This window comes from Tenacibaculum sp. nBUS_03 (assembly GCF_051201695.1).
In the GTDB taxonomy this organism is placed as follows: domain Bacteria; phylum Bacteroidota; class Bacteroidia; order Flavobacteriales; family Flavobacteriaceae; genus Polaribacter.
On sequence record NZ_CP179214.1, the window covers coordinates 1,292,501 to 1,317,540 of the forward strand.

Annotated in this window: 19 protein-coding genes, 3 tRNA genes and 1 rRNA gene (1 of these 23 cut by a window edge); 13 read left to right on the plus strand and 10 right to left on the minus strand. The window is 30.5% G+C overall.

Annotated elements, in window-relative coordinates; genetic code table 11:
• Together ACMFBB_RS05975 and ACMFBB_RS05980 are read right to left on the minus strand one after the other, a co-directional pair.
• A 16S ribosomal RNA gene (locus ACMFBB_RS05975) occupies window positions 1–1,146 on the minus strand (it extends 373 nt beyond the left edge of the window).
• Between the two features lie 866 nt (window positions 1,147–2,012).
• Window positions 2,013–3,347: a sensor histidine kinase gene (locus ACMFBB_RS05980; protein WP_435263542.1), complete on the minus strand. Its 1,335-nt coding sequence runs from the start codon at window positions 3,345–3,347 to the stop codon at window positions 2,013–2,015.
• A gap of 208 nt (window positions 3,348–3,555) precedes the next feature.
• Between ACMFBB_RS05980 and ACMFBB_RS05985 the strand changes: the two genes are divergently transcribed.
• The 9 genes from ACMFBB_RS05985 to ACMFBB_RS06025 all read left to right on the plus strand — a co-directional run bounded on the left by ACMFBB_RS05985 (window position 3,556) and on the right by ACMFBB_RS06025 (window position 11,977).
• Window positions 3,556–4,212, plus strand: a complete 657-nt coding sequence (locus tag ACMFBB_RS05985; RefSeq protein WP_435263543.1) for a DUF6796 family protein — start codon at window positions 3,556–3,558, stop codon at window positions 4,210–4,212.
• Between the two features lie 403 nt (window positions 4,213–4,615).
• Window positions 4,616–5,533 carry a PhzF family phenazine biosynthesis protein gene (locus tag ACMFBB_RS05990; protein ID WP_435263544.1) on the plus strand — a complete coding sequence of 306 codons (918 nt, stop codon included), beginning with the start codon at window positions 4,616–4,618 and terminating at the stop codon, window positions 5,531–5,533.
• 221 nt (window positions 5,534–5,754) lie between these two features.
• Window positions 5,755–5,961, plus strand: a complete 207-nt coding sequence (locus ACMFBB_RS05995; protein ID WP_435263545.1) for a hypothetical protein — start codon at window positions 5,755–5,757, stop codon at window positions 5,959–5,961.
• 401 nt (window positions 5,962–6,362) lie between these two features.
• The gene (locus ACMFBB_RS06000; protein ID WP_435264271.1) at window positions 6,363–6,704 is read left to right on the plus strand and encodes a TlpA family protein disulfide reductase; all 342 of its coding nucleotides are present in this window, start codon (window positions 6,363–6,365) and stop codon (window positions 6,702–6,704) included.
• A gap of 158 nt (window positions 6,705–6,862) precedes the next feature.
• On the plus strand, window positions 6,863–7,600 hold the full coding sequence (locus tag ACMFBB_RS06005) for a VOC family protein (RefSeq protein WP_435263546.1): 738 nt from the start codon (window positions 6,863–6,865) through the stop codon (window positions 7,598–7,600).
• 143 nt (window positions 7,601–7,743) lie between these two features.
• A complete protein-coding gene (locus ACMFBB_RS06010; RefSeq protein ID WP_435263547.1) occupies window positions 7,744–8,316 on the plus strand; it encodes a hypothetical protein in 573 nt (190 codons plus the stop codon).
• A gap of 1,119 nt (window positions 8,317–9,435) precedes the next feature.
• On the plus strand, window positions 9,436–9,900 hold the full coding sequence (locus ACMFBB_RS06015) for a hypothetical protein (protein ID WP_435263548.1): 465 nt from the start codon (window positions 9,436–9,438) through the stop codon (window positions 9,898–9,900).
• A gap of 210 nt (window positions 9,901–10,110) precedes the next feature.
• Window positions 10,111–10,785 (plus strand): DUF4386 domain-containing protein, encoded by a 675-nt coding sequence (locus tag ACMFBB_RS06020; RefSeq protein ID WP_435263549.1) that lies wholly within the window; start codon window positions 10,111–10,113, stop codon window positions 10,783–10,785.
• A 166-nt stretch (window positions 10,786–10,951) separates the two neighbouring features.
• On the plus strand, window positions 10,952–11,977 hold the full coding sequence (locus ACMFBB_RS06025; protein WP_435263550.1) for a TlpA family protein disulfide reductase: 1,026 nt from the start codon (window positions 10,952–10,954) through the stop codon (window positions 11,975–11,977).
• Window positions 11,978–12,177: 200 nt separating this feature from the next.
• On the opposite strand, the gene ACMFBB_RS06030 is transcribed toward ACMFBB_RS06025, so the two are convergent.
• From ACMFBB_RS06030 to ACMFBB_RS06045, 4 genes are all read right to left on the minus strand, one after another.
• Window positions 12,178–12,251: transfer RNA gene (locus ACMFBB_RS06030), tRNA-Arg, on the minus strand.
• A gap of 29 nt (window positions 12,252–12,280) precedes the next feature.
• A tRNA-Pro gene (locus ACMFBB_RS06035) sits at window positions 12,281–12,355 on the minus strand.
• 17 nt (window positions 12,356–12,372) lie between these two features.
• Window positions 12,373–12,456 (minus strand) — tRNA-Ser (locus ACMFBB_RS06040).
• 96 nt (window positions 12,457–12,552) lie between these two features.
• Window positions 12,553–14,616, minus strand: coding sequence for an HD family phosphohydrolase (locus ACMFBB_RS06045; protein ID WP_435263551.1), 2,064 nt, complete (start codon window positions 14,614–14,616; stop codon window positions 12,553–12,555).
• A 106-nt stretch (window positions 14,617–14,722) separates the two neighbouring features.
• On the opposite strand from ACMFBB_RS06045, the gene ACMFBB_RS06050 reads away from it, so the two are divergent.
• Both ACMFBB_RS06050 and ACMFBB_RS06055 read left to right on the plus strand, forming a co-directional pair.
• The gene (locus ACMFBB_RS06050) at window positions 14,723–15,898 is read left to right on the plus strand and encodes an acetyl-CoA C-acyltransferase (protein WP_435263552.1); all 1,176 of its coding nucleotides are present in this window, start codon (window positions 14,723–14,725) and stop codon (window positions 15,896–15,898) included.
• Window positions 15,899–15,918: 20 nt separating this feature from the next.
• Window positions 15,919–16,686, plus strand: coding sequence for an NlpC/P60 family protein (locus tag ACMFBB_RS06055; protein ID WP_435263553.1), 768 nt, complete (start codon window positions 15,919–15,921; stop codon window positions 16,684–16,686).
• Between the two features lie 49 nt (window positions 16,687–16,735).
• Here the strand turns inward: ACMFBB_RS06055 and ACMFBB_RS06060 are convergent, their stop codons facing one another.
• Complete coding sequence (locus tag ACMFBB_RS06060) at window positions 16,736–19,291, minus strand: ATP-dependent Clp protease ATP-binding subunit (protein WP_435263554.1); 2,556 nt, start codon at window positions 19,289–19,291, stop codon at window positions 16,736–16,738.
• Window positions 19,292–19,610: 319 nt separating this feature from the next.
• On the opposite strand from ACMFBB_RS06060, the gene gyrA reads away from it, so the two are divergent.
• Window positions 19,611–22,127 (plus strand): DNA gyrase subunit A, encoded by a 2,517-nt coding sequence (gene gyrA, locus ACMFBB_RS06065; RefSeq protein ID WP_435263555.1) that lies wholly within the window; start codon window positions 19,611–19,613, stop codon window positions 22,125–22,127.
• A 13-nt stretch (window positions 22,128–22,140) separates the two neighbouring features.
• Window positions 22,141–23,385: a tetratricopeptide repeat protein gene (locus tag ACMFBB_RS06070; protein WP_435263556.1), complete on the plus strand. Its 1,245-nt coding sequence runs from the start codon at window positions 22,141–22,143 to the stop codon at window positions 23,383–23,385.
• 199 nt (window positions 23,386–23,584) lie between these two features.
• Here ACMFBB_RS06070 and ACMFBB_RS06075 read toward each other — a convergent pair whose 3' ends face one another.
• From ACMFBB_RS06075 to folE, 3 genes are all read right to left on the minus strand, one after another.
• Window positions 23,585–23,776, minus strand: a complete 192-nt coding sequence (locus ACMFBB_RS06075; protein ID WP_435263557.1) for a cold-shock protein — start codon at window positions 23,774–23,776, stop codon at window positions 23,585–23,587.
• 196 nt (window positions 23,777–23,972) lie between these two features.
• Window positions 23,973–24,164: a cold-shock protein gene (locus tag ACMFBB_RS06080; RefSeq protein WP_435263558.1), complete on the minus strand. Its 192-nt coding sequence runs from the start codon at window positions 24,162–24,164 to the stop codon at window positions 23,973–23,975.
• Between the two features lie 174 nt (window positions 24,165–24,338).
• Complete coding sequence (folE, locus tag ACMFBB_RS06085; protein ID WP_435264272.1) at window positions 24,339–25,031, minus strand: GTP cyclohydrolase I FolE; 693 nt, start codon at window positions 25,029–25,031, stop codon at window positions 24,339–24,341.
• Between the last annotated feature and the right edge of the window lie 9 nt (window positions 25,032–25,040).

Genomic DNA, 25,040 nt, shown 5'->3' on the forward strand with positions numbered 1-25,040 from the left:
GCAGTCTCGCTAGAGTCCACAGCTTTACCTGTTTGCAACTAACGATAGGGGTTGCGCTCGTTATAGGACTTAACCTGACACCTCACGGCACGAGCTGACGACAACCATGCAGCACCTTGTGATCTGTCCGAAGAAAACTCTATCTCTAAAGCTGTCAGACCACATTTAAGCCCTGGTAAGGTTCCTCGCGTATCATCGAATTAAACCACATGCTCCACCGCTTGTGCGGCCCCGTCAATTCCTTTGAGTTTCAATCTTGCGATCGTACTCCCCAGGTGGGACACTTATCACTTTCGCTTAGTCACTGAGATAAATCCCAACAACTAGTGTCCATCGTTTACGGCGTGGACTACCAGGGTATCTAATCCTGTTCGCTCCCCACGCTTTCGTCCATGAGCGTCAGTATATACGTAGTAGACTGCCTTCGCAATCGGTATTCTGTGTAATATCTATGCATTTCACCGCTACACTACACATTCTATCTACTTCCGTATAACTCAAGTCAACCAGTATCAAAGGCAGTTCCATAGTTAAGCTATGGGATTTCACCTCTGACTTAATTGACCGCCTGCGGACCCTTTAAACCCAATGATTCCGGATAACGCTTGCACCCTCCGTATTACCGCGGCTGCTGGCACGGAGTTAGCCGGTGCTTATTCTTACAGTACCGTCAAGGACCTACACGTAGATCTGTTTCTTCCTGTATAAAAGCAGTTTACAACCCATAGGGCAGTCTTCCTGCACGCGGCATGGCTGGTTCAGAGTTGCCTCCATTGACCAATATTCCTCACTGCTGCCTCCCGTAGGAGTCTGGTCCGTGTCTCAGTACCAGTGTGGGGGATAATCCTCTCAGACCCCCTACCTATCGTTGCCATGGTAAGCCGTTACCTTACCATCTAGCTAATAGGACGCATAGTCATCTTGTACCCATAAATGTTTAACTAAAGTGTGATGCCACATATCAGTATTATGGAGTATTAATCTTCATTTCTAAAGGCTATCCTCCTGTACAAGGCAGATTCTATACGCGTTACGCACCCGTTCGCCGGTCGTCAGCGGAAGCAAGCTCCCCTGTTACCCCTCGACTTGCATGTGTTAAGCCTGCCGCTAGCGTTCATCCTGAGCCAGGATCAAACTCTTCATTGTATAATCTTTAATATTATGAATGAATAAGTTTCAAAAGAATTTTTTTAATCTAACTAATTAGATCGTGGTAATTCTACTCTTTAATTACGCTGTCAATTTCAATATTTTCAATGAACTTTGTTAATCTTAATACTTGATATCTCTCAACCAAAACCTCAATCAACTTCTTGTAGAAACGCTAGAATCGAACTAACTGGCTTTTTAATAACCTTTCCAAAATTTCTTAACTCTTACCGCTTTCGCTAAGCGGATGCAAACCTACAAACTTTTTTTATTCTGACAAAAACTTTTTTGAAGTTTTTTTCTAATTTGTAAACCCGACTAAATCAATGAACTACTCTGTAAAATTCGGACTGCAAATATACTCACTTTAATTTGTTGTAAACAAGCTTTTTTTAACTTATTTTTTAACTCTTTAATAATATATTCTAAACCCTATTTTAATGAACTTTGCTTACTTTTAAACTATACGCTTATCCGTTTGCGGGTGCAAATATAGAACCCTTTTCTAACATAGCAATGACTTTTTTTAACTTATTTCTGAAGTTTTTCTTAACCAACTAATCAACAATATATTATACTATAGATTCTTTTCGCCTTTTAATAAACATTGGCGGTTTCTTGAGGCACTCATCTATTATTACCAGGTGAATTCATCTATAAAGTTACTTCATACCTCTACTATTTACAGCAAACTGAATCATGTTATATTGATATATCAAGAAAGTATTAATAAAACCGTGTTAGGGATTGAAGCAGTTGTTTGAGCTCTTTTGGTTGTTTTTTAAACAAAAAGCGAGCACGGAAAGCCCGACGTTAGTTTTTTCTAACGGAACACACTATACTTATATTATAGTGTAAAAAAATTAATGCTCTCGAATGGTGATAAAAAAAGTAGTCCCTTCTCCTAAAATACTCTCTACCCATATTCTGCCACCATTACGCTCTATGATCTTTTTTACTAAAGCTAATCCTATTCCAATAGAATCGATATGACTTTTTATCCCTAACTTTTGAAACAACTGAAATATCTTGGCATGATACTTCTCTTCTATTCCAGGACCATTGTCTGAAACAGAAAAGACATGTTCATTATTTACTTTTTTATAATCTATTTCTATTTCACTTGTTATTTTGTCATTATGCTTGATAGCATTTTGAATTAAGTTTTGAAAAACTTGCAATAACTGTGATTCATTAAATAGAAGCTTGGGTAGTTTATTTTTTATTTCAATAACAGATTTATTCGTTGAATTAACCATACTAATTCTTTTCACCAATTTATCTACATCAACAAGTTTCACTTCTTTTTCTTTATCCATTTGAAGAGAATAATTTAGTATTCCATTAATAAGTAAATCCATTTGATCTACTTGCTCTTGTAATGTGACTAAATTTTCAGTCACTTCACTCAATTTATTACCATAAGAACTATCAGATTCAACAACCCAACTAGCCAAAGCATGAATATTACGGAGTGGCCTTTTTAAATCATGAGAAACTACATAAGCAAATTCTTCTAGGTCTTTATTTCTTTCATACAATTGTTTCGCTCTATTTTCTAAATCTAATGTTCGTTGTTTTATTTTACTCTCTAAATTTTGATTTGCCTCTAATAAACCTTGGCGATACCTTATAAACCCATTTAATATTATAAATGAGTATATGAATATAGTAGCTGTAGACATTAGTATAGCTCCTTCCGTTACAATATCTGCATCAACTAATGAAACTCTATACCACATATGTAAAAGTTGAGATGCACTAAACACTAATATTAGTCCTCTATTATTGAGCATTAGAATAGCGCCAAACATAACTATATAGGTTCCTAACAAATAGTCTATCGAAAAATTATTAAGCGCGGCCGTATAGGTTAAGTAATGTTGGAAAACGAAAAGTATTAAAAACACATAGATTCCATAATAATTAACTACACTCTCTTTTTTTGTTAATGGTAATAAGCCAACTATTAAAAAAAGAATTACAAAAACCTCTCGCATATAAGGGATTTCTACTGCTTTTAAATTATATTCAGATATTAGAATAGAATAAATATATAGCCCAGGAGAAACTAAAGCTAGTACCAAACTACTACTTTTGATTTCAAAAGGTTCTAATTTTCCTGTTTTTTTTAAAAAGTCTAGCATTCTAGCTATTATTTTGCAACTATTAACTGAATTTAAAGATAAGTATTTCATTTTAAAAATAAACTCTTCCTTAAAAGAATACAGTTATAAAACCATATTTTGATATATTAAATCAGCCTGATTTTTGGCATAGTTAAGTATTTAAGATAATGTTTATCTATATTTACTTATAATTCCATGAAATTGGAATTATAAAAAATAAATGAGAATTTTATTGAGTATACAGTTGTTTTTATACAATACAAAAAATTTATAATCGATGAAAATAAGTCAATTTTGGATTAAAGCTTTAGGGGTATTTGGAATATTAGGTGGACTAACTTTGTTTACTGGGGATATGCTTTTTTATTATGATCCAATAAACACGAATTTTATAGAAAATATGGGAAATGCTTCCGATTTTAGAATTATTGCGAGTGGGGTTACCTCATTAATAGCCACTTGGTTTTACATGCTTGGACTGGTTCAAGTATACCATGCATTGAAGCCTACTACTCCTATTTTAAGAAATATTATAGTATTCTGTTTCGGAGCTATCTTAACCGCTTATGGTATTATTCACGGAGCATATATTGCTATTGCAACATCTGCTAAATTGGCTACTCAGAACAACCTTGATATAAATGGAGCTACATATTTAGCTTCAGAAGCTAATACCGTTTTAAGGTTGTTTGTTTATCCAATTTTTGGACTTTTATCTATTTTGTTTATCACTCAAGTATGGAAAAGAAAAACTTTATACCCTAGATGGATAATTCTCTTTTTTCCGTTGATTCCTTTTTTGATTCAAAATCCTATTTGCAAAAATTTATCAGGTACTATTTGGACAATACTATGCGGTGGTTACTTAAATCTTATTCTTGTTGTGTTTTTTACTGCGTCAACAATTTCATTATGGAATACCAAAAAAATATAATAAAGCTTCGAACTCCTTACCCGTTCTGTTGGTTATAATTTATGTATTAGTAAGATATTATTTTCAAGGATTCAGTTTGAGTTCCATAAAAAACCTTATATATTATTAACGTATTTTATACCCTGTAACTACATACTAAATTAGGACCTAAAAAAAGGAGCACATCTTAAATAAAATTACGTATGTATAGGTATAGAATGACAACAAATATCAAACGAAATGAAAACTGAAACTCGTAAAAAAATAAAATTTGACACCAAGTATGCACAAAAATATTTTAATAAGAAATAATAAAGATTGAATTAAGAAATTATAATTCTCTTTGAAAGAATTGAAAAACAAAAATTTATTAATTCATACTAAAAAGTTACATCACAACAAATATGACAAATACTTAACGAAAATGATAGAAATAGAATATTATTTAGTAGATGTTTTTACTTCTTTAAAATACGGTGGAAATCAACTAGCAGTTTTTATTGATTTAAAAAATCAAGTATCTACTAAAAACATGCTCAACATTGCAAAAGAATTAAATTTCCCTGAAATAACATTCATTAAAAAAAATCATAACAACCAATCTTTTGATGTTCGAATTTTCACCCCTGAATATGAAGTTCCTTTTGCAGGGCATCCATCCTTAGGAACTGCCTATGTAATTTCAAAACACCTATTAACAAGACCAAAAAAAGAGATAACCCTGAATTTAAAACATTCCAATATCCGTATTGATTTAACCTCTATTCATGATTTAGCACATAGCCATTTTATTATGGAGCAAGCACAACCAGAGTTTGTATCAACATATAATCATCGAGAGATTGCTAGTGGCCTTGGGATAAAAACAACCACTTTAAACCTAAAAAAACCAATAGAAGAAATAAGTACGGGATTACCTTATATTATAATTCCTGTTAATAGTTTAGCAGAAATGAATCAACTAAAACTTGATTCAAAAATAGTTATTGAGTTTTTACGTTTTCATAAAAAATATAAAACAAACAGTTCAAATGGGTTAACAACGTCTTTGTTTTTTGTAACTGAAGAAACTTTTGAAAAAGTGAACAATTTTAATGCGAGAATGTTTTGCATTGAACATGAAAGCTTGTTAGAAGACGCTGCTACAGGAAGCGCTAATGGCTGTTTTCTTTCATATTTATTAAAAAATGAATGTCCTAAAGTATCTGCAATTGTAGAACAAGGATTTCAATTGAACAGAAAATCATATATACATTTGAAAGGAAAGCGAAACAATGAAACTTACAGCATAAAAATTGGCGGGCAGGTAGTTGAACAAAGTAAAGGTGTATGGAATATATAAACACTATTACTATAATGCATAAATAAAAAATTAAATTACTAAGATAAACCTATGATCTGGTAATATTTAAAAAGCTAGAAACAATTTATACACATACAAAATGAAGCATTTTCAACTACTACTCATTATTTATTTTAGTACAAACATAGTTGCACAAAAAATGAGTTACAGCAATACTATCGATTCAAATGATGATGAAACTAAAAAATCAACAGTTCTTTTTGAAAAAAAAATTAGCTGATATTACTCTGGTTACAAAAACCGAAACTAAAATTGATAGTGTTTGGGTTTCTAACATTGGTCAGACCGAAAGTTTTATAATCCCTTACAGGGATACTATAAAAGTTAGCTTTAAAGAAAATTTAAATGATTTATATAATGTATTTTTTATACTAACAATGGTAGAAAATCAAAACAACTTTGGTTAAATGGAAACAATGTTATTATAAATGTTACACTAAATGAAAAGATTAAAATTGATTCTGTAATAAATTCAAGTTTATATTATACTGCTATTAATTTTACCAAAAAATATAGTGAGTTAATTAAAAATAAAGCTGATAGTACAACAATTGACAACTTTCTACTTGATAAAATTAGTCAAAATATTCATAGCCCATTATCACTTGCATTAGCTAACACATTTATATATAGAAACCAAAATAATAGATCAAAAATTCGAAAGCTATATTATATTCTTTCAACCCAAACCCATATTGTAAAAAATCACTTTATAAATGTTCATGAAAAAATAGAAAACATACTAAAAGTAAATTATTTAAATATAATAAATTATGAATTTTCTAATATTGAGAATCAACTATCCTCAATTGAATTAGATAAGTCAAAAATTTATATTCTAGATTTTTGGTTCACTAATTGCCCTCCATGCGCCAGAGATCATAAGTTGATTTTCGAAAAATTGAAATTTCTTAAAGAAAAAAATATAGAACTAATTGGAATTTCAACTGACTCAAATTTCTCTGAATGGAAAAAATATTTAAAAGACCACAATTACAAATGGAGAAATTATAGAGAGATTGATTCTCTAAAAAAAGTAACAAAAGATATGGCAATACGGGCTTTTCCAACTTATTTAGTTTTAAATAAAAACGGAAAAATCAAAGCAAGATATAATTCATTTGAGGATTTCTTAAAAAGATTAAAGTAAATTACACTTTATATAATATACTTAGTCAATTGGTAATTTTAGATTATTTAAAAAATTATTTCCTTCGCCAAAATACAATAACTTACGCTTATATTTAGTATGAAAATCACAACTAATCAATCCTATATAAAAACACCGTTGTGGATAATTTTGAAAATATGAAAATTGACCATATACTTATAAGAGTAGAAAATTTAAAAAGCGCTGTTTCAGATTTTGAGAATGCTGGATTTCAAGTCTATTATGGGAATAATAAAGACAATTGTCATCATGCTATGATTTACTTTCAGGATCGTTCCTTTTTAGAACTAATTGACCAAACAAAATTCCCTCCATTTTTCAGGTTTCTTTCAAGGAAAGGTGTATTTAATTATTTTGGTATTCTATTTAAACGATTCGCTAAATATTGTACTTCAAAAGAACAATTTCTAGATTTTTCGATTATATGCCAAAATATCGATCAGTTTCATAAAACATCAAAAAGCAAATCCAAACTACTAAAAATGAAAAGAAAAAATCATTTAAATGAAATAGTACAATGGAAATTATTTGCCTTTAAACAAGAGGGACTTCCTTTTGTAATGTCTGAGTATACACCTAGTAGATTTCCTGAAGAAAAGGCTTTTGTTCATCAAAATAACGTTGTTGGGATTAAACAAATTGATGTGAGTGTTGAGAATCCTGAAAAATATATTAGTGACTTTAACGACTCTTTTGGAATTAATTCTAGTTCCTTACATATAATTGAAATGGGAAGCTCAAGAATTAAAATTCAGAAATCGAAACATCATAGTATAAAACAGATCACTCTTTTATCAGTTGATACCAATACTTCTTTTGAAGAAAAACTTAAACAATACAATATAAAATTTATACAAAAAAAAAAATCAGTGTAAAGAAGAAGCTATTTAACCTAATTTTAAGGTAGTAGCTAACTAAATACATATTAAAAAGATGTATATTTATTTGTAAATACTGAAAACAACAAGTGCATAAAAAATCAAAACGACGTACACCCAAAACAGTATCTGCATACAAAATGAAAAAAGAAACTATACTCATATTAATAACTGGAATCTTCTTTTCTTGTTCAACTCTAAAAAGAATTCAGCCTAATGATAATAAGAAAATTAACAATGTAAATTCTTTAAAGGCAATTAATGGTGATTACAAATTAAATCAAAACGAACATTGTGGAGGAATGAGTTTAGATGCTGCTTTTGATTTTAAAACTGAATTTAATTGTATTAATAAACCCGATTCAACTCATTTTATGAGATTGACCACTTTAGATGAAAAAAGGATTAAAGCTGAACTTTTTCAAGGCAATAAATTATTAGAAGAAAAAACACTTAGAGGAAAATTGAGAAAAAATTATTTTATTATAAATGCTTCTTTAAAATTTCCTCTTTTTTATGGTGTTTTTAATGTTTACAGAAGTAGAAAAACAAGAATCGGAGTTCTACCAAATGGAAATTTAACTATAGATAACGATACAGGTGGCTGTGGAATGCTAGTTATTTTCCCATTGATTTGTTCTGGAAATGACTCTTATGGAGTTAAATATAAAAAAATTACAAAACATATAATTAATTACGAATATAAAAAGTAGTAATCAAAAAAATAAATTAACACATTGACCAAACTGTTTGTTACTTTTCAAATTTTGTAGACAAACTTATCTACTATGGTTTCTCTTCTAAACCTTTCGTATTATCTTTAGTTTTAGCTAAAAAATTGCACAAAATATTCAGCTTCTTTTCATCCTGCAAACCGGTGCGTATAATCAAAATAAAACTTACAAACAGTTAATAATGTCATATAAACTCTGTAAACAAACCTCTATCAAAATCACGGATTCATAAATAGATTATAAAAAAGTGAAATTAATGATGAACGAAATCGGAAAAATTAAAGGATTAAGAAAGAAAAAAGGCACCTTGTAATGAGGGAATTGAAGGGGTCTACAAAAGTAAACTTAAGTATAACTCAATAAATTAAACGTAACGAGAGTGAACTTCTTAGAAAAACCTTGAATTTAATTTGTAGATTTCTTGATATCAATACTAAAGACACTTTAAATCTGTTAAAAATTATATGATCATTTTACAAAACTGATGAATATTTTGATTTGGCTTTAGAATCAAAAATACTCTGTACGAAGTAAACGAAAAATTCAGTAAATTTGAAGAGAAGATTATTAAAAGTATTCAAAAATATTTATTCAAAAAAATGATTTCAGTAGCATAATTCAGTACTTGAGTAGAATCAGAATATTTAAAATTGAGGTTGAATAAACACAAAAAGCAAAAAACAAATTAAAAATAAAACTATAATTATTATAAGAAAATTACACCTAGTTGGAAAAGTTGTAACCATAGCAGTATTTGGAATTTTAGGAAGCTTATCATTAGTTATGTTTCCTTTTTTAATTGGACATGAAGACACGCATACATCACTTATCGGATATTCCTACTTAGGATTATTGTTAATTTCAATTTCAGTATTTTATTTTATGATAAAAAGAGAATTAAAAAAAATTAATACTTAGCTGAACTTTTAAATAACAGCGCTACGCTAAACAAAACCTAAACCATAGTAAAAACCCAGCATAATCAGAAGTTATATGAAGTTTAATTACTACAGATACAGATGAACTTTTCGACAATGATTTTTAAAAGGAAAACATTTACAATCTTAATTATAATTTAACTATGATGGTTATTTAGAAATGGAAATATTGAAAATATTAAATTGGAAACAAGATTTTCTGAACGAAGTTAAAACTCATCCAAAACGGATTTTTTTAATTGATGCTTTCGGAGCATTATTAACTGCTATCTTATTATTCGGAATTTTAGCACAATTGGAACAATATTTCGGAATGCCCCAAAAAATAGTATATCTATTATCTGGAATTGCTTTTTGCTTATTTATTTACTCAATGTGTTGTAATAAATTTATTAAATCAAATTGGAGTACTTTTTTAAGAATATTAATAATTAGTAATATCATCTATTCGCTGATTTCTCTTGGGATGGTAATTAAGTATTATGAAAAAATTACTGAATTAGGATGTATTTATTTTATACTTGAACTAATAATAATTGGGCTAATCATCATTACAGAATATAAATTTTATTTAACCCTGGTAAAAAATAAAAGAATACACAACAGAGAAAAGTCATATAGTTAGCAAAGATTTAAAATAAAAGCAACTAAAATTCCTGAATATTAAATCCGTTATTTAAAAAAGAAATGCTAAATCAAAATATTATATTTAGTTAATTACTAAACCAAATTACTTGAATTATACAAACCGTGATTCTTTAATTTGATTTTAAGATATCTTGTAACATTTTTGTTGTTAAAACGTCTTAAATCGAATCAACTAATCAACCATGATATGGAATCAAATAAAAGAAAAGGAAGAATTGTAGGACTATTATTCTTATTCATTTTTGTAACAGGTGTTGCAGTCTATCAATTTTTACAAGGTCCTTTTCTATTTTCAGATGATTTTCTAACAGCTACTTCAGAAAATTCAAATAAAATCATTCTTTCAACCTTACTTTTATTTTTAAGCGGTGTAACATCTGTTATTATAGCTACAATTTTGTTACCGATTTTAAAAAAACATAGTAACACGTTAGCTTATTTATATTTAGCATTTAACATATTAACATTTATTGCTATATCCATTGATAATGTTAGTACACTATCAATTTTAGATTTAAGTCAAGAGTATGTTAAAAATAGAAGTAACAATTCGAACCTATTCAATACATTAGGCAATATTATTTATAAAAAACATTGGTGGTCACACTATTTTAGTTTGTTAATTTCTTGCCTTCCTGTATTTGTTTTATACTATACCCTGTATGTATCTAAATTAATTCCAAAAATCATCTCAATTATTGGGGTAATAGCCGTAATTCTTATGTTTATTGAAATATTGTTTTCAATTTTAGGAAATAGTATTAGTATGAATATGCTTCTTCCGATAGGGCTTATTCAACTAATTCTTCCACTTTGGTTAATTTTTAAAGGGTTCAGATTACCAGTTTTAAATCTCAACTAAAATAGTAAAAGTTGGTATCAAATTTAATACATGTGTTGTTTTAAGAAATTTTTAAAACAATACATGTAATTACTTACTTGAAAAATTCTCAGGGATTTTCTATTTAGCTTTTATTTATTAAATTTAGTGATTGTAATATACAAAATCAATAAAAATTCTATCCAAAATGACTAAACAATCACTAATTATATGTCTATTATCTATTCTGTTTTTTGGTTGTAAAGAAGAAATAAAAAATTCTTTTTCTATAATTGAAGTTATAACTACTAATCACAAAACTCTAGACAGCTTAATTATTTACGACAAAGAAATGTCATGGAAAATTAAGTCTATTATAAGATTTAAAGAGACAAATAGAGCACTAGACACAATGAATATACAAGAAAATAAACTATATCAAATTTATTCATTTTCAAATGGAAAACAGAAAGAATTAGGTGAATTATTAATCTCTCCAAATAGTAGAATATCTTTTGCTTTAGACGAGAACAAACCTTATGAATCGATACTATATACCGGAAGTTTTAAGATGCCTAATAATTTCTTAGCCTATTCTAAAAAACATCAAAATCAATTGACTCAATTAGTTCGAAATGGAATTGAACAAAAAGAGCTTGAAGTACTTATCCATGAAAAAAGAGACTTAATTAATGAAAGGGGAATATCATTAAATATAATTGATAGTTTAAGTGACTATGTTCGAGTTAAGTTTAATAAGTTCTCTGATATTCTTAAGCAGAAAAACACAAAATACTTGTACAAAAGATCATTAGTCAATGAAATAGGCAATAACTTTACTTTTACAGATATAAATAACAATACTATATCTTTAAAAGACTTTAAAGATAAATACGTTTACATTGATGTTTGGGCTACATGGTGCAAGCCATGCAAATTAGAATACGTTTTTCTAAAAGAACTAGAAGAACACTTTTCAAAAAATGATGAACTTCAAATCATCTCCATTAGTACTGATCGAAAACTTGAGGAATGGAAGAAGTATATTACTGAAAATTCAATTAAAGGAATGCAACTTTATTCTGGTGCAAATTCAGATTTTGTAAAATTTTATGATATTGGCTCTCTACCGAGATTTATACTTTTAGATAAACAAGGTAAAATTATTAGTCCTGATGAAATAAGACCTTCTAATCCTGAGCTATTAGAAAAACTGACATCAACGTACCTGTAACAATATCCTTTCTAATTTGCAATCACTGAAAAATTAGAAAGGGTGTAAGGTGTTTTATATGCATACAAAATTAGTATCTTTTTCAGAACCTATAGATTCTTAACTTAATTCATAGAAATACGTTATTCTAATTATTACTACTACTGAGAAGAAAACTTCAAACAACAAAAAAGCCTCACTATTTCTAGTGAAGCTTTATGTGAGCCCTGAAGGATTCGAACCTTCGACCGCCTCCTTAGAAGGGAGGTGCTCTATCCAGCTGAGCTAAGAGCCCGTAGTTTTTACGTTTCTACGAAAACAATGTCGGGGTGGCAGGATTCGAACCTGCGACCTCCTCGTCCCAAACGAGGCGCGATGACCGGGCTACGCTACACCCCGATAAGTCATCTTAATTGCGGAGAGACAGGGACTCGAACCCTGGCGACAGTTACCCGTCGACAGATTAGCAATCTGCTCCATTACCACTCTGGCACCTCTCCTTGCGATTAGAAACTCATTGTTATGAATTTCAAATTGCGAGTGCAAATCTAGCACTTATTAAACGTTCTCACAAACTTTTTTAATAAAAAAAATCACTAATCTGGATACTCAACACGTAAGTGATAGATATTCATTAACTTATTCTTAATAATTTTTTTTATTTTTTCTATTTCTCTAAACGTAATATCAGAATTTTTAAACTGATTATCGTTTTTTTGCTTCTCTATAATCTTATCTATTAAACTATCTATTGACTGTGCTGTGGGTTCTTTTAGGCTCTTGGAAGCTGCTTCTGCCGCATCACACATCATTAAAATAGCCGTTTCTTTTGAAAAAGGAATTGGTCCTTGGTATTGAAACTTCTTTATATCTACCTCTGTATTCGGATTATTATCTAATTCATTTTTATAAAAATAGTACGTAACGTTAGTTCCATGATGCGTACGGATAAAATCAATTATTCTATCTGGTAAGTTATTCTTCTTCGCTATCTCTATTCCTTTTATTACATGATCTAAAATAATACGAGCACTGTCTTTTGCCGATAAATCATTGTGCGGATTTACTCCTGTAGATTGGTTTTCCGTAAAATACATTGGGTTCACCATTTTACCGATATCATGATACAAAGCTCCTGTTCTAACCAACATAGAGTTCGCACCAATTTCATTAGCGGCAGCTTCCGCCAGATTAGCAACTTGCATAGAGTGTTGGAACGTTCCTGGTGCTTTTTCATTTAAATCTCTCAGTAATTTTGAGTTCGTATTTGATAACTCTAATAAAGTTACATCTGAAACCAAGCCAAAAACTTTTTCGTAGAAATAAATAAAGAAGACCGCTAAGAATGATAACAATCCATTAGCTGCGAATAACCCAAAATACAATATGCTAATCTTATCAGCATTCCCTTCTTTTATGATTGAAAAGGCAAAATATGTGAGCATATAAATAAGTGTTATTTGACCTATTGATATAAATAAATTTGCTCTTTTATATAGCTCAGAAACAGTCAATATTGTTACTATCCCTGCTATTATATGTAAATAAATAAACTCAAAACTATTAGGTACTATAAAACCTAATAACAAAACTGTTAATACATGCGTAAACAAACCAAGCCTTGCATCAAAAAAGGCTTTTAACACAATAGGAAGAATACTTAATGGAACAACGTACAAATAGTCTGAATTTGTTTTTACAACCATTGTTTGTACCAAAATCATAATAAAAACATTAAAAAATATAAAGGTTACTTTATTATTATCGTTAAAAATATCGTTTCGGTACCGCTGTAAAAACAACAGTAACATTAACAAGGCCAATGAAACTAAAACCGCATACCCAAAAACGATCCAATTATAATTAGATTTAGACCAAATAGTTGATTGAGAAGCTAACTGATATGATTTTAACACATTGTACCTCTTTCCTTCTACAATATCTCCTTTTAAAATTATTAATGCTCCTTTTGATACTTTTCCTTTTGTGTAGGATATATTTTTAAGCGCTTCTTCTTTACCTTTATTTGTAAACTTCTCATCAAACGAAACATTCGGTCGAACTACGTTTGCAATTAAACTAAGCATTAGTTGTTGTTTATACTGGCTTAAATCTTGAATTTTACTATTAATTATAGATAACACCTCTTTCGATTCGATAAATTTAGAAAACAATACATCTTCAATCGAATTTCCTTTTCTCAATACAATTATTTCATCATCACTACTTCCATATTTAACAATACTTCCGCTATCAATAAATCCGTATTGATAAATTAAGTTTATAATTGACCTTCCTCTTTTTGCTATTTGAACAACATCACTAATTACCAAAGAATCTGAAGGTTTTATCTTTTGTAACTGTTCTTTAAACTCTAGAAAAACTTCTTGTTGTATCGCTTTATCATACACGAAATACTTTTTTGCTTCACTCAACAGCATTTCCTTTTCTACTTCAATTTCCTGTTCACTTTTATGAATCGCAAAATCAAATGGAGCATATAAATTATCATACTGCCACGGTTTACCTGAAGAAAAATCGTATTTAAACTGCCCTCCTTTGGGAAATAAATACACAATTGCCGTAGCTGTAATTAAAAACAATAGTACTTTATATATTATAGCATTGTTTTTATATAATTTGTTAATGATTTTATTCATTTTTTTGATTTAAAATGTAAAGATAACCTTTCTGGATTATTTGAGTACTTGCTATAAAATGGTTATTTTCGCAAGACAAAATTTAACGTAAATATACATTCAAGATATGAAAGAAGTAGTGATCGCATCTGTTGCAAGAACTCCAATAGGAAGCTTTTTAGGAACTTTATCTAAAATACCTGCCACTAAACTAGGGGCCGTAGCTATAAAAGGTGCTTTAAATAAAATTAACTTGAAGCCAGAATTGGTTGAAGAGGTTTTTATGGGAAATGTGGTTTCTGCTGGATTAGGTCAAGCTCCTGCTCGTCAAGCTGCAATTTTTGCAGGAATACCTGACACTGTGCCTTGTACTACTGTAAACAAAGTGTGCTCTTCTGGAATGAAATCTATTATGTTAGCTGCTCAGTCAATTGCTTTAGGTGACGCAAGTATAGTTGTTGCCGGGGGAATGGAAAATATGAGCATGATACCTCACTACCAACATGCAAGAGGCGGTTCAAAATTTGGACCAATTAAGATGGAAGATGGTATGCAAAAAGATGGTTTAGTAGATGTCTACGACCAAGTACCTATGGGAGTTTGTGCTGATGCATGTGCAACTGAGTATGATTTTTCAAGAGAAGATCAAGATGCTTTTGCTATAGAATCTTATACAAGATCATCTAAGGCATGGAACGAAGGAAAGTTCTCTGATGAAATTGTTCCTGTTGAAGTTCCACAAAGAAGAGGTGAACCTTTGATTTTTTCTGAAGATGAAGAATATAAAAACGTAAAAATGGAAAAAATCCCTGCATTACGTGCTGCTTTTACAAAAGAAGGAACCGTTACTGCCGCTAATGCTTCTACCATTAATGATGGTGGTGCAGCTTTGGTATTAATGTCTGCCGAGAAGGCAAAAGAATTAGGGATTACTCCTCTAGCAAAAGTAACAGGATATGCAGATGCTGCTCATGAACCTAAATGGTTTACAACTGCACCTGCTAAAGCATTACCTAAAGCTTTAGCTAAAGCTGGAATTTCTATTAATGATGTAGATTACTTTGAATTAAACGAAGCATTCTCAGTCGTTGGATTAGCAAATATGAAAATCTTAGGCCTATCTTCTGATAAAGTAAACGTTAATGGTGGTGCAGTATCTTTAGGACACCCGTTAGGTGTTTCTGGCGCAAGGATCATTATAGCGTTAACATCTATTTTAAAACAAAACAATGCTAAAATTGGTGCTGCTGGTATTTGTAATGGTGGTGGTGGTGCTAGTGCAATGGTTATTGAAAGAATTTAATTTTAAAAGCACATTTATTAATGTTCGGAATTTGCAACCTTAGTATTGTTCCTTTACGTTTAACTGCTTCTGATACTTCTGAAATGGTAAACCAAGTTTTATTTGGTGAGCATTTTACGATACTTGAAAAGCACAAAAAATGGAGCAAAATAAAACTATCATTTGATGGTTATGAAGGCTACATTGACAACAAGCAATACAAGGAAATACCTAAAGAAAACTATCAGATTCTCTCCGATAGTGAGCAGTATTATTCTGGTGAATTGATTGATTTTATTACAGATAATCAAAACAACTTAACAACAATACCTTTAGGTGCACATCTTCCATTATTTAAAAATAAAAAGTTGCGAATTGATGAACGTATTTTTACCTATGAAGGAAAAGTTTGTCACATGAAATTGCCGAAATCTTCAATTATTGAAACTGCTTATTTATTTTTAAACACCCCTTATTTATGGGGAGGTAAATCTCCTTTTGGAATTGACTGTTCTGGTTTTACTCAAACAGTTTATAAGCTATGCGGATATCAACTTTTACGAGATGCTAAAGAACAAGCTACTCAAGGTGAAGTATTAAGTTTTATTGAAGAAAGCGAACCTGGTGATTTAGCCTTTTTTGATAATGATGAAGGCATTATTACTCATGTTGGTATAATTATGAATGACTACAACATTATTCATGCTCATGGTAAAGTTCGTATTGATAAATTAGACCATAGTGGTATTTACAATGTAGACTCGCAACAACATACTCATAAACTTAGAGTTATTAAACGATTTATATAAAATAAAAAAGGGTTGAAAATTTTCAACCCTTTTTTGTTTTTACTTTATTTTATTCTTCGTCAAATTCTGTTCTTGTTTCTTCTGACTTTTCACCCTTTACAATTTTGATGACTAGTTTTTTATTCTTTTCATCTAAATCCATAAAAATTGCATCACCTTCATCTAACTTAGCACTTACAATTTCTTCAGCTAAAGCGTCTTCAATATATTTTTGAATAGCTCTTTTTAAAGGTCTAGCTCCATACTGCTTATCAAATCCTTTGTCGGCAATATAATCTTTCGCTTTTTCGCTTAATGTTAAATGATATCCTAAATCTGAAATACGTCTCAATAACTTGTCTAACTCAATATCAATAATCTTATGAATATCTTCACGCTCTAAACTGTTGAAAATTATTACATCATCAATACGATTTAAAAACTCAGGTGCAAAAGACTTTTTCAAAGCCCCTTCTATGATACTTTTAGCATGAGCGTCTTCTTGATCTTTCTTAGAAGAAGTACCAAAACCAACTCCACCACCAAAGTCTTTCAACTTTCGAGCTCCAATATTTGATGTCATGATTATAATGGTATTTCTAAAGTCAATTTTCCTTCCTAAACTATCAGTAATAAACCCATCATCTAAAATTTGTAGCATCATGTTAAAAACATCAGGATGCGCTTTCTCAATTTCATCTAAAAGTACTACTGAATAAGGTTTTCTTCGAACTTTTTCAGTTAACTGACCACCTTCTTCATACCCGACATACCCTGGAGGTGCACCAATCAAACGAGATATAGCAAACTTCTCCATATATTCACTCATATCAATCCTGATAAGAGAATCTTCGGAATCAAATAACTCCTTAGAAAGAACTTTAGCTAACTGAGTTTTACCTACCCCTGTTGAACCTAAAAATATAAAAGAACCAATAGGCTTGTTAGGATCTTTCAACCCTACCCTATTACGTTGAATTGCTTTTACCACTTTAGTTACAGCGTCGTTTTGACCTATCACCTTACCTTTTATTAAGCTTGGCAATTCTGCTAAACGACTACTTTCAGCCTCAGCAACTCTATTTACAGGGATTCCAGTCATCATTGAAACTACTTCAGCAACATTATCTTCAGTTACTGTTTCACGATGTAATTTGGAATCTTCTTCCCATTGATTTTGAGCTGAATCTAGAGCAGTTTCCATATTTTTTTCATCATCACGTAATTTAGCGGCTTCCTCATACTTTTGACCACTTACTGCTTTAGTTTTACGATCTCTAATTTCTTCTAATTTAGCCTCTAGTTCTAAAATTTGTTGTGGCACAACAATGTTTGTTATATGAATACGAGATCCCGCTTCATCTAAGGCATCAATAGCTTTATCAGGTAAATATCTATCTGTCATATAACGACTTGTTAACTTTACACAAGCTTGAATGGCTTCATCTGTAAAATTCACATGATGATGAGCTTCATATTTTCCTTTTATATTGTGTAAAATCTGAATAGTTTCTTCAACAGTAGTTGGATCAACAATTACTTTTTGAAAACGACGTTCTAAAGCCCCATCTTTTTCTATATTGGTACGATACTCATCTAACGTAGTAGCTCCGATACATTGAATCTCTCCTCTTGCCAATGCAGGCTTCAACATATTTGACGCATCTAAAGACCCTGTTGCACCTCCTGCTCCAACGATTGTATGAATTTCATCAATGAATAAAATAATATCATCATTTTTTTCTAACTCATTCATTAAAGCTTTCATACGTTCTTCAAATTGCCCTCTGTACTTTGTACCAGCTACTAAACTTGCCAAATCAAGAGAAACAATTCGCTTATCAAAAAGAATTCTAGATACTTTTCTATTAACAATTCGTAACGCAAGCCCTTCAGCAATTGCAGACTTACCTACTCCAGGCTCACCAATTAACATTGGATTATTTTTTTTACGACGACTTAAAATTTGTGAAACACGTTCAATTTCTTTTAATCGACCTACTACAGGATCCAATTTGTCAGCCTCTGCCAAGGAAGTTAAATCACGGCCAAAATTATCTAACACTGGGGTTTTCGATTTTTTAGCCTGTTTTCCTCTTGGTGTTTGTTGTCCAAAAGGGTTTGTTTTTTCTTCAGAAAACTCATCATCTGATGGTGTTTCGGCAATAGGGTCAACAGAAAAATCTTCTACATGCAACTCTTTATATAGTGCCTTGGCTTGCTCGTAATCAATATCATATTTCTGCAATAATTTAGTGGTCGGATCATTTTCATTGCGTAAAATACACAACAATAAATGAGCCGTATCTATTGCGTTACTTTGATATAGTTTAGCTTCTAAAAACGTAGTTTTTATAGCTTTTTCTGCTTGTCTAGTAAGATGTAAACTCTTTTTTTGATTATTTCCTATCGAAGGAGAAGAGGGATTTAGTTTTTCTAATTTATTACGTACCAAATCTAAATCCACATCAAATGTAGTTAAGATTTCAATACCCTTACCGTCTCCTTTTCGTATTAATCCTAAAAGCAAATGTTCTGTTCCAATAAAGTCGTGCCCTAAACGAAGTGCCTCTTCCTTACTGAAAGTTATCACATCTCTAACTTGTGGTGAAAAATTATCGTCCATAAATTTAATTTGTGTCTGTGTAAAGTTAGTGAGATTTTTTTACAAAAAATTACAAAAAAGGTGCCAATAAAAATTTAATGCCATTATGGCTTTACAAAAAGACACAGATTTTAACAAAAACACGTTAAATTATGGTTAAAATTGTTAATAACTATAGTTAAAACAACATTAACAAATTTTGTGTAAAACTTGGCTTTATTGTATCTTGCAATGATTTAGAAAACACATGTTTTTCACAGCATGTTTCAAGTGAGTTTTATTTTATGTAAAATTCACTTTTTTATAAAATAACAAGTACTAATATTTTAAAGAGAAATATATGGCAGATGGCGAAAAGTTGATTCCTATCAACATTGAAGAACAAATGAAATCAGCATATATCGACTACTCAATGTCGGTAATTGTATCAAGAGCTTTACCTGATGTTCGAGACGGTTTGAAACCAGTTCATCGTAGGGTTTTATTTGGAATGCATGAACTAGGAATTAAAGCTACAGGAGCATATAAAAAATCAGCAAGAATTGTAGGGGAAGTATTAGGTAAGTATCATCCACATGGAGATACATCTGTGTATGACTCTATGGTTCGTATGGCTCAAAACTGGAGTGTACGTTACATGATGGTTGATGGTCAAGGAAACTTTGGTTCTGTTGATGGAGATAGCCCAGCAGCAATGCGTTATACTGAGGTACGTATGCAAAAAATATCAGAAGACATGCTGGCTGATATTGAAAAAGATACAGTTGACCATAAGTTAAATTTTGATGATACTCTAAAAGAACCAACAGTATTACCTACTCGTATCCCTAATTTATTGGTAAATGGAGCTTCAGGAATTGCCGTTGGTATGGCAACTAACATGGCTCCTCACAATTTAACAGAAGTTATTAATGGTACCATTGCATACATTGATAACAAAGAAATAGAAATAGACGAGTTAATGCAACACGTAAAAGCTCCTGACTTCCCAACTGGTGGGATTATTTACGGATATGATGGTGTACGTGATGCTTTTCATACTGGTAGAGGCCGTATTGTTATGCGAGCTAAAGCTACTATCGAAGAAGTAAAAGGACGTGAATGTATTATTGTTACTGAAATTCCTTATCAAGTTAACAAAGCAGAAATGATTAAAAAAACTGCTGAGTTAGTTAATGATAAAAAACTAGAAGGAATCGCTAATATTCGCGACGAATCTGATAGAAAAGGAATGCGTATCGTTTACGTTTTAAAGCGTGATGCAATTCCTAACATTGTTCTAAACAAATTATATAAATACACTCAATTACAAACATCGTTTAGTGTTAACAATATCGCACTAGTAAACGGTCGTCCTGAGCAATTAAACCTAAAACAATTAATTCATTATTTTGTAGAACATCGTCATGAAGTAATTGTTCGTAGAACAGAGTTTGAACTAAAAAAAGCAGAAGCTCGTGCTCACATTTTAGAAGGTTTAATTATTGCTTCTGATAATATTGATGAAGTAATTGCCATTATTAGAGGGTCTTCAAACGCCGATGAAGCTCGTGAAAAATTAATTGCTCGTTTTGAGTTAACTGAAATTCAAGCAAAAGCAATTGTTGAAATGAGACTGCGTCAGTTAACAGGACTGGAACAAGATAAATTACGTGCTGAGTATGATGATATAATGGCTACAATTATTGATTTAAAAGATATTTTAGCAAATGAACCTAGACGTTACAACATAATAAAGGATGAATTAGTTCATATTAGAGATAAATATGGAGACGATCGTAGATCAGTTATTGAATATGCAGGAGGAGACATGCGTATTGAAGACATGATTCCTAACTCTAAAGTAGTAGTTACTATTTCAAATGCTGGATATTTAAAGAGAACTAATCTTGACGAATACAAGGTTCAAAATAGAGGTGGTCGAGGACAAAAAGGTGTTGCTACAAGAAATGAAGACTTTCTAGAACATTTATTTGTAGGTACAAATCATCAATATATGATGTTCTTTACTCAAAAAGGTAAAGTTTTCTGGATGCGTGTGTATGAAATTCCTGAAGGTGGTAAAAACACAAAAGGAAGAGCTATGCAAAACCTTATAAATATTGAGCAAGATGATAAGGTAAAAGCATTCTTAGTTACTCAAGATTTAAAAGACGAAGATTACATAAATAATCATTATGTAATTATGGCTACAAAAAAAGGTCAAGTAAAAAAGACCTCTTTAGAGCAATATTCACGACCTAGAGCTAACGGTATTAATGCCATTACAATTAAAGAAGGAGATGAATTGCTAGAAGCAAAATTAACAACAGGTGATAGTCAAGTAATGCTAGCTTTAAAATCGGGGAAAACAATTCGTTTTGAGGAAGCAAAAACAAGGCCAATGGGAAGAACTGCTTCTGGAGTTCGTGGAATTACTTTGCAGCATGAGCAAGATGAAGTAATTGGTATGGTTGCCGTAAACGACATGGATAGCAATATACTTGTTGTTTCTGAAAAAGGGTATGGAAAAAGATCAAAACTAGAAGATTATCGAGTTACCAATCGTGGTGGTAAAGGTGTAAAAACATTGAATATCTCTGAAAAAACAGGTGAATTAGTTGCTATAAAAAACGTAGATGATTCTAATGATTTAATGATTATAAATAAATCAGGACTTACCATTAGAATGGCTGTAGAAGACCTACGTGTTATGGGACGTGCAACCCAAGGTGTTCGTTTAATAAATATAAAAAACAATGATAGTATAGCAGCAGTTGCTAAAGTTATGCATGAAGAAGAAGAAATAAATGAGAATGGTAATGGCATGGAAATTGAAAATGAAAATGATAATAACGAGAATCAAGAACAACAATAAATAAGAATCTAAAATGAAAAAACAAATTATAGCACTTTCTTTAGGACTAGTATCATTGGGTACTTTTGCTCAAAAGTCAGAACTTAAAGCAGCCGAAAAAGCCATAAAAAAACAAGAATTTAATAGTGCAATAGTATCTATTGATGCTGCTGAAAAGTTAATTGCAAACGCTGATGATAAGTATAAAGCTAAATTTTACTTTTTAAAAGGTAAAGCTTACGCTGCTAAAAAGAATTATAAAGTAGCTGCTGATGCTTTTAAAAACTTGTTTGATTTTGAAAAGCAAGTTGGTAAAGATAGATATTCTTCTGACGCTAAACCAATGTTAGATCAATTAATTCAAGAAGTTTCAAATAAAGCTGTTAACTTATACAACAACTCTAAAGATTATAAAAACGCTGCTGAAAACTTCTATTTAACCTATTTATTAAGTCCTAAAGATACTTCTTTTGCATACAATGCAGCTATATCTGCTACTCAAGCTAAAGAGTACGACACAGCTCTTAAATATTATAATGAGTTAAGAAAAATTGGATACACTGGTATAGAAACTAAATTTGTAGCTACTAATACACAAACTGGTAAAGTAGAAGCTTTTAATTCAAAATCTCAAAGAGATTTAATGGTTAAATCAAAGCAATATATCAAACCAGAGAACAAGCTTTCAAAATCTAAATCAGCTACTCTAACAAAAAATATCGCTTTAATTTTAAAAGAACAAGGTAAAACTGACGAAGCGATTGCTGCCTTATCAGAAGCTCGTAAGCAAAATCCTAAAGATTTAAATTTATTACTTAACGAAGCTGACATGTATGTTCAACTTAAAAAAATGGATAAATTTGGTGAGTTAATGACTGAAGCTGTTGCATTAGATCCTACAAACCCAACATTATACTATAACTTAGGGGTTGTAAACTTTAACCAAGGAAGAACTGATGATGCTAAAAAATATTACCAGAAGGCTGTTGAGTTAAAGCCAGATTATGCAGATGCGTATATGAATTTAGCAGTTGTTGTATTAGATCAAGACAAATCTATTGTTGAAGAGATGAATAAAAACCTATCTAACTTCAAAAAATACGATGAATTAGCTCTAAAACAAAAAGAAGTTTACAAAGAAGCTTTACCATTTTTAGAAAAAGCTGATAGCTTAAATAGAAATATTGATACTATTAAAACTTTAATGAATATATATGAAGTTTTAGAAATGGAAGAAAAAAGCAAAAAGTACAGAGAAATATACAAATCGATGAAATAAAAGTTCGTTTTATCAAATAAAAAAGAGATTACCTAAAAAGTAATCTCTTTTTTTTTAAGCTATAAAAACGAAAATATTCAAATATATATTCATATCCTCTTTACATAATTCTCATTTACTAGTTAAAATACGAACAGAAAAAAACCTATCAAAATTTGATAGGTTTTCATTAAAAAATTAACTAGTAATAAAATATATATTATAATACTCTTACGTTTACTGCGTTTAATCCTTTTTTTCCATCTTGTAATTCGAATTCAACGTCATCACCCTCACGGATTTCATCGATTAATCCTGAAATATGTACAAAATGTTCTTTGTTTGATCCTTCTTCTGTGATAAATCCAAATCCTTTTGAATCGTTGAAGAATTTTACGGTACCTTTATTCATTGTAAAAAATTATTTGTTGCTTGCTTTAGTGCCAACAACTTTTATTGAGTTGCAAATCTAATACCAATATTTTAATATTTAGACAATTATTTAATTTATTTTAATTGAACTAAAAAATCTATTCTAAAATAAGAAAGCCTATCAACTTTTGATAGGCTATTCTCATTAAAAAATTAACTAGTAATAAAAATATATATTATAATACTCTAACGTTTACTGCGTTTAATCCTTTTTTTCCTTCTTTTAATTCGAATTCAACTTCGTCGTTTTCACGAATTTCATCGATTAATCCTGAAACATGTACAAAATGTTCTTTGTTTGATCCTTCTTCTGTGATAAATCCAAATCCTTTTGAATCGTTGAAGAATTTTACGGTACCTCTATTCATTGTAAAAAATTATTTGTTGCTTGCTTTAGTGCCAACAACGTTTATTGTATTGCAAATCTAATGCCAATATTTTAATTGTTAAATAAATATTTTAATTATTTTAAAGGAATAAAAAAATAATCAATAAAAAAAAGCCGTTAAAATTAACGGCTTTTCCTATTTAGTAAGATTTGCTTAGTCAAAGCTTGTATCCATTTTTAAGTAATCTAAGAACTCTCTTTTAGTTTCTTTCTCCTTAAATTTACCTCCAAATTCAGCAGTGACTGTACTACTTTCAATGTCTTTAATACCTCTGGAGTTTACACATAAATGCTTGGCATCAATAACACAAGCTACATCATCTGTCCCTAAAGCTTCTTGCATAGCTTGAACAACCTGCATTGTTAATCGTTCTTGAACTTGCGGTCTTTTAGAAAAATACTCAACAATTCTATTCATTTTAGATAAACCAATTACTTTTCCATCAGAGATATAAGCTACATGTGCTCTACCAATAATTGGTAATAGGTGATGCTCACAGGTAGAATATACTATAATGTTTTTTTCTACTAACATTTCACCATAATTATAATTATTGTCAAATGTTGATGCCTTAGGTTTATTTTTTGGATTTAACCCCATGAAAAGCTCATTTACAAAAGCCTTTGCCACACGTTTAGGTGTGCCTTGCAAACTATCATCAGTTAAATCCATTCCTAAAGTTATTAAAATATCTTTAACACTCTCTTGGATTCTTTTTATTTTTTCTTCATCAGAAATATCAAATGCATCTTTACGTATTGGCGATTCAGCGGATGTAGCGATGTGGTTGTCTCCAATTTCTTCTATCCTTTCGTCATTCATTTTGTTGTTCTTCACTTCAAACATTTCTTTCAT

Excerpts from the sequence above, each read along its gene's own strand:
- ACMFBB_RS05980 (WP_435263542.1), bottom strand. The coding sequence starts at position 3,347 with ATGAAATACTTATCTTTAAATTCAGTTAATAGTTGCAAAATAATAGCT.
- ACMFBB_RS05985 (WP_435263543.1), top strand. The coding sequence starts at position 3,556 with ATGAAAATAAGTCAATTTTGGATTAAAGCTTTAGGGGTATTTGGAATA.
- ACMFBB_RS05990 (WP_435263544.1), top strand. The coding sequence starts at position 4,616 with ATGATAGAAATAGAATATTATTTAGTAGATGTTTTTACTTCTTTAAAA.
- ACMFBB_RS06005 (WP_435263546.1), top strand. The coding sequence starts at position 6,863 with ATGAAAATTGACCATATACTTATAAGAGTAGAAAATTTAAAAAGCGCT.
- ACMFBB_RS06010 (WP_435263547.1), top strand. The coding sequence starts at position 7,744 with ATGAAAAAAGAAACTATACTCATATTAATAACTGGAATCTTCTTTTCT.
- ACMFBB_RS06015 (WP_435263548.1), top strand. The coding sequence starts at position 9,436 with ATGGAAATATTGAAAATATTAAATTGGAAACAAGATTTTCTGAACGAA.
- ACMFBB_RS06020 (WP_435263549.1), top strand. The coding sequence starts at position 10,111 with ATGGAATCAAATAAAAGAAAAGGAAGAATTGTAGGACTATTATTCTTA.
- ACMFBB_RS06025 (WP_435263550.1), top strand. The coding sequence starts at position 10,952 with ATGACTAAACAATCACTAATTATATGTCTATTATCTATTCTGTTTTTT.
- ACMFBB_RS06045 (WP_435263551.1), bottom strand. The coding sequence starts at position 14,616 with ATGAATAAAATCATTAACAAATTATATAAAAACAATGCTATAATATAT.
- ACMFBB_RS06050 (WP_435263552.1), top strand. The coding sequence starts at position 14,723 with ATGAAAGAAGTAGTGATCGCATCTGTTGCAAGAACTCCAATAGGAAGC.
- ACMFBB_RS06055 (WP_435263553.1), top strand. The coding sequence starts at position 15,919 with ATGTTCGGAATTTGCAACCTTAGTATTGTTCCTTTACGTTTAACTGCT.
- ACMFBB_RS06060 (WP_435263554.1), bottom strand. The coding sequence starts at position 19,291 with ATGGACGATAATTTTTCACCACAAGTTAGAGATGTGATAACTTTCAGT.
- gyrA (WP_435263555.1), top strand. The coding sequence starts at position 19,611 with ATGGCAGATGGCGAAAAGTTGATTCCTATCAACATTGAAGAACAAATG.
- ACMFBB_RS06070 (WP_435263556.1), top strand. The coding sequence starts at position 22,141 with ATGAAAAAACAAATTATAGCACTTTCTTTAGGACTAGTATCATTGGGT.
- ACMFBB_RS06075 (WP_435263557.1), bottom strand. The coding sequence starts at position 23,776 with ATGAATAAAGGTACCGTAAAATTCTTCAACGATTCAAAAGGATTTGGA.
- ACMFBB_RS06080 (WP_435263558.1), bottom strand. The coding sequence starts at position 24,164 with ATGAATAGAGGTACCGTAAAATTCTTCAACGATTCAAAAGGATTTGGA.
- folE (WP_435264272.1), bottom strand. The coding sequence starts at position 25,031 with ATGTTTGAAGTGAAGAACAACAAAATGAATGACGAAAGGATAGAAGAA.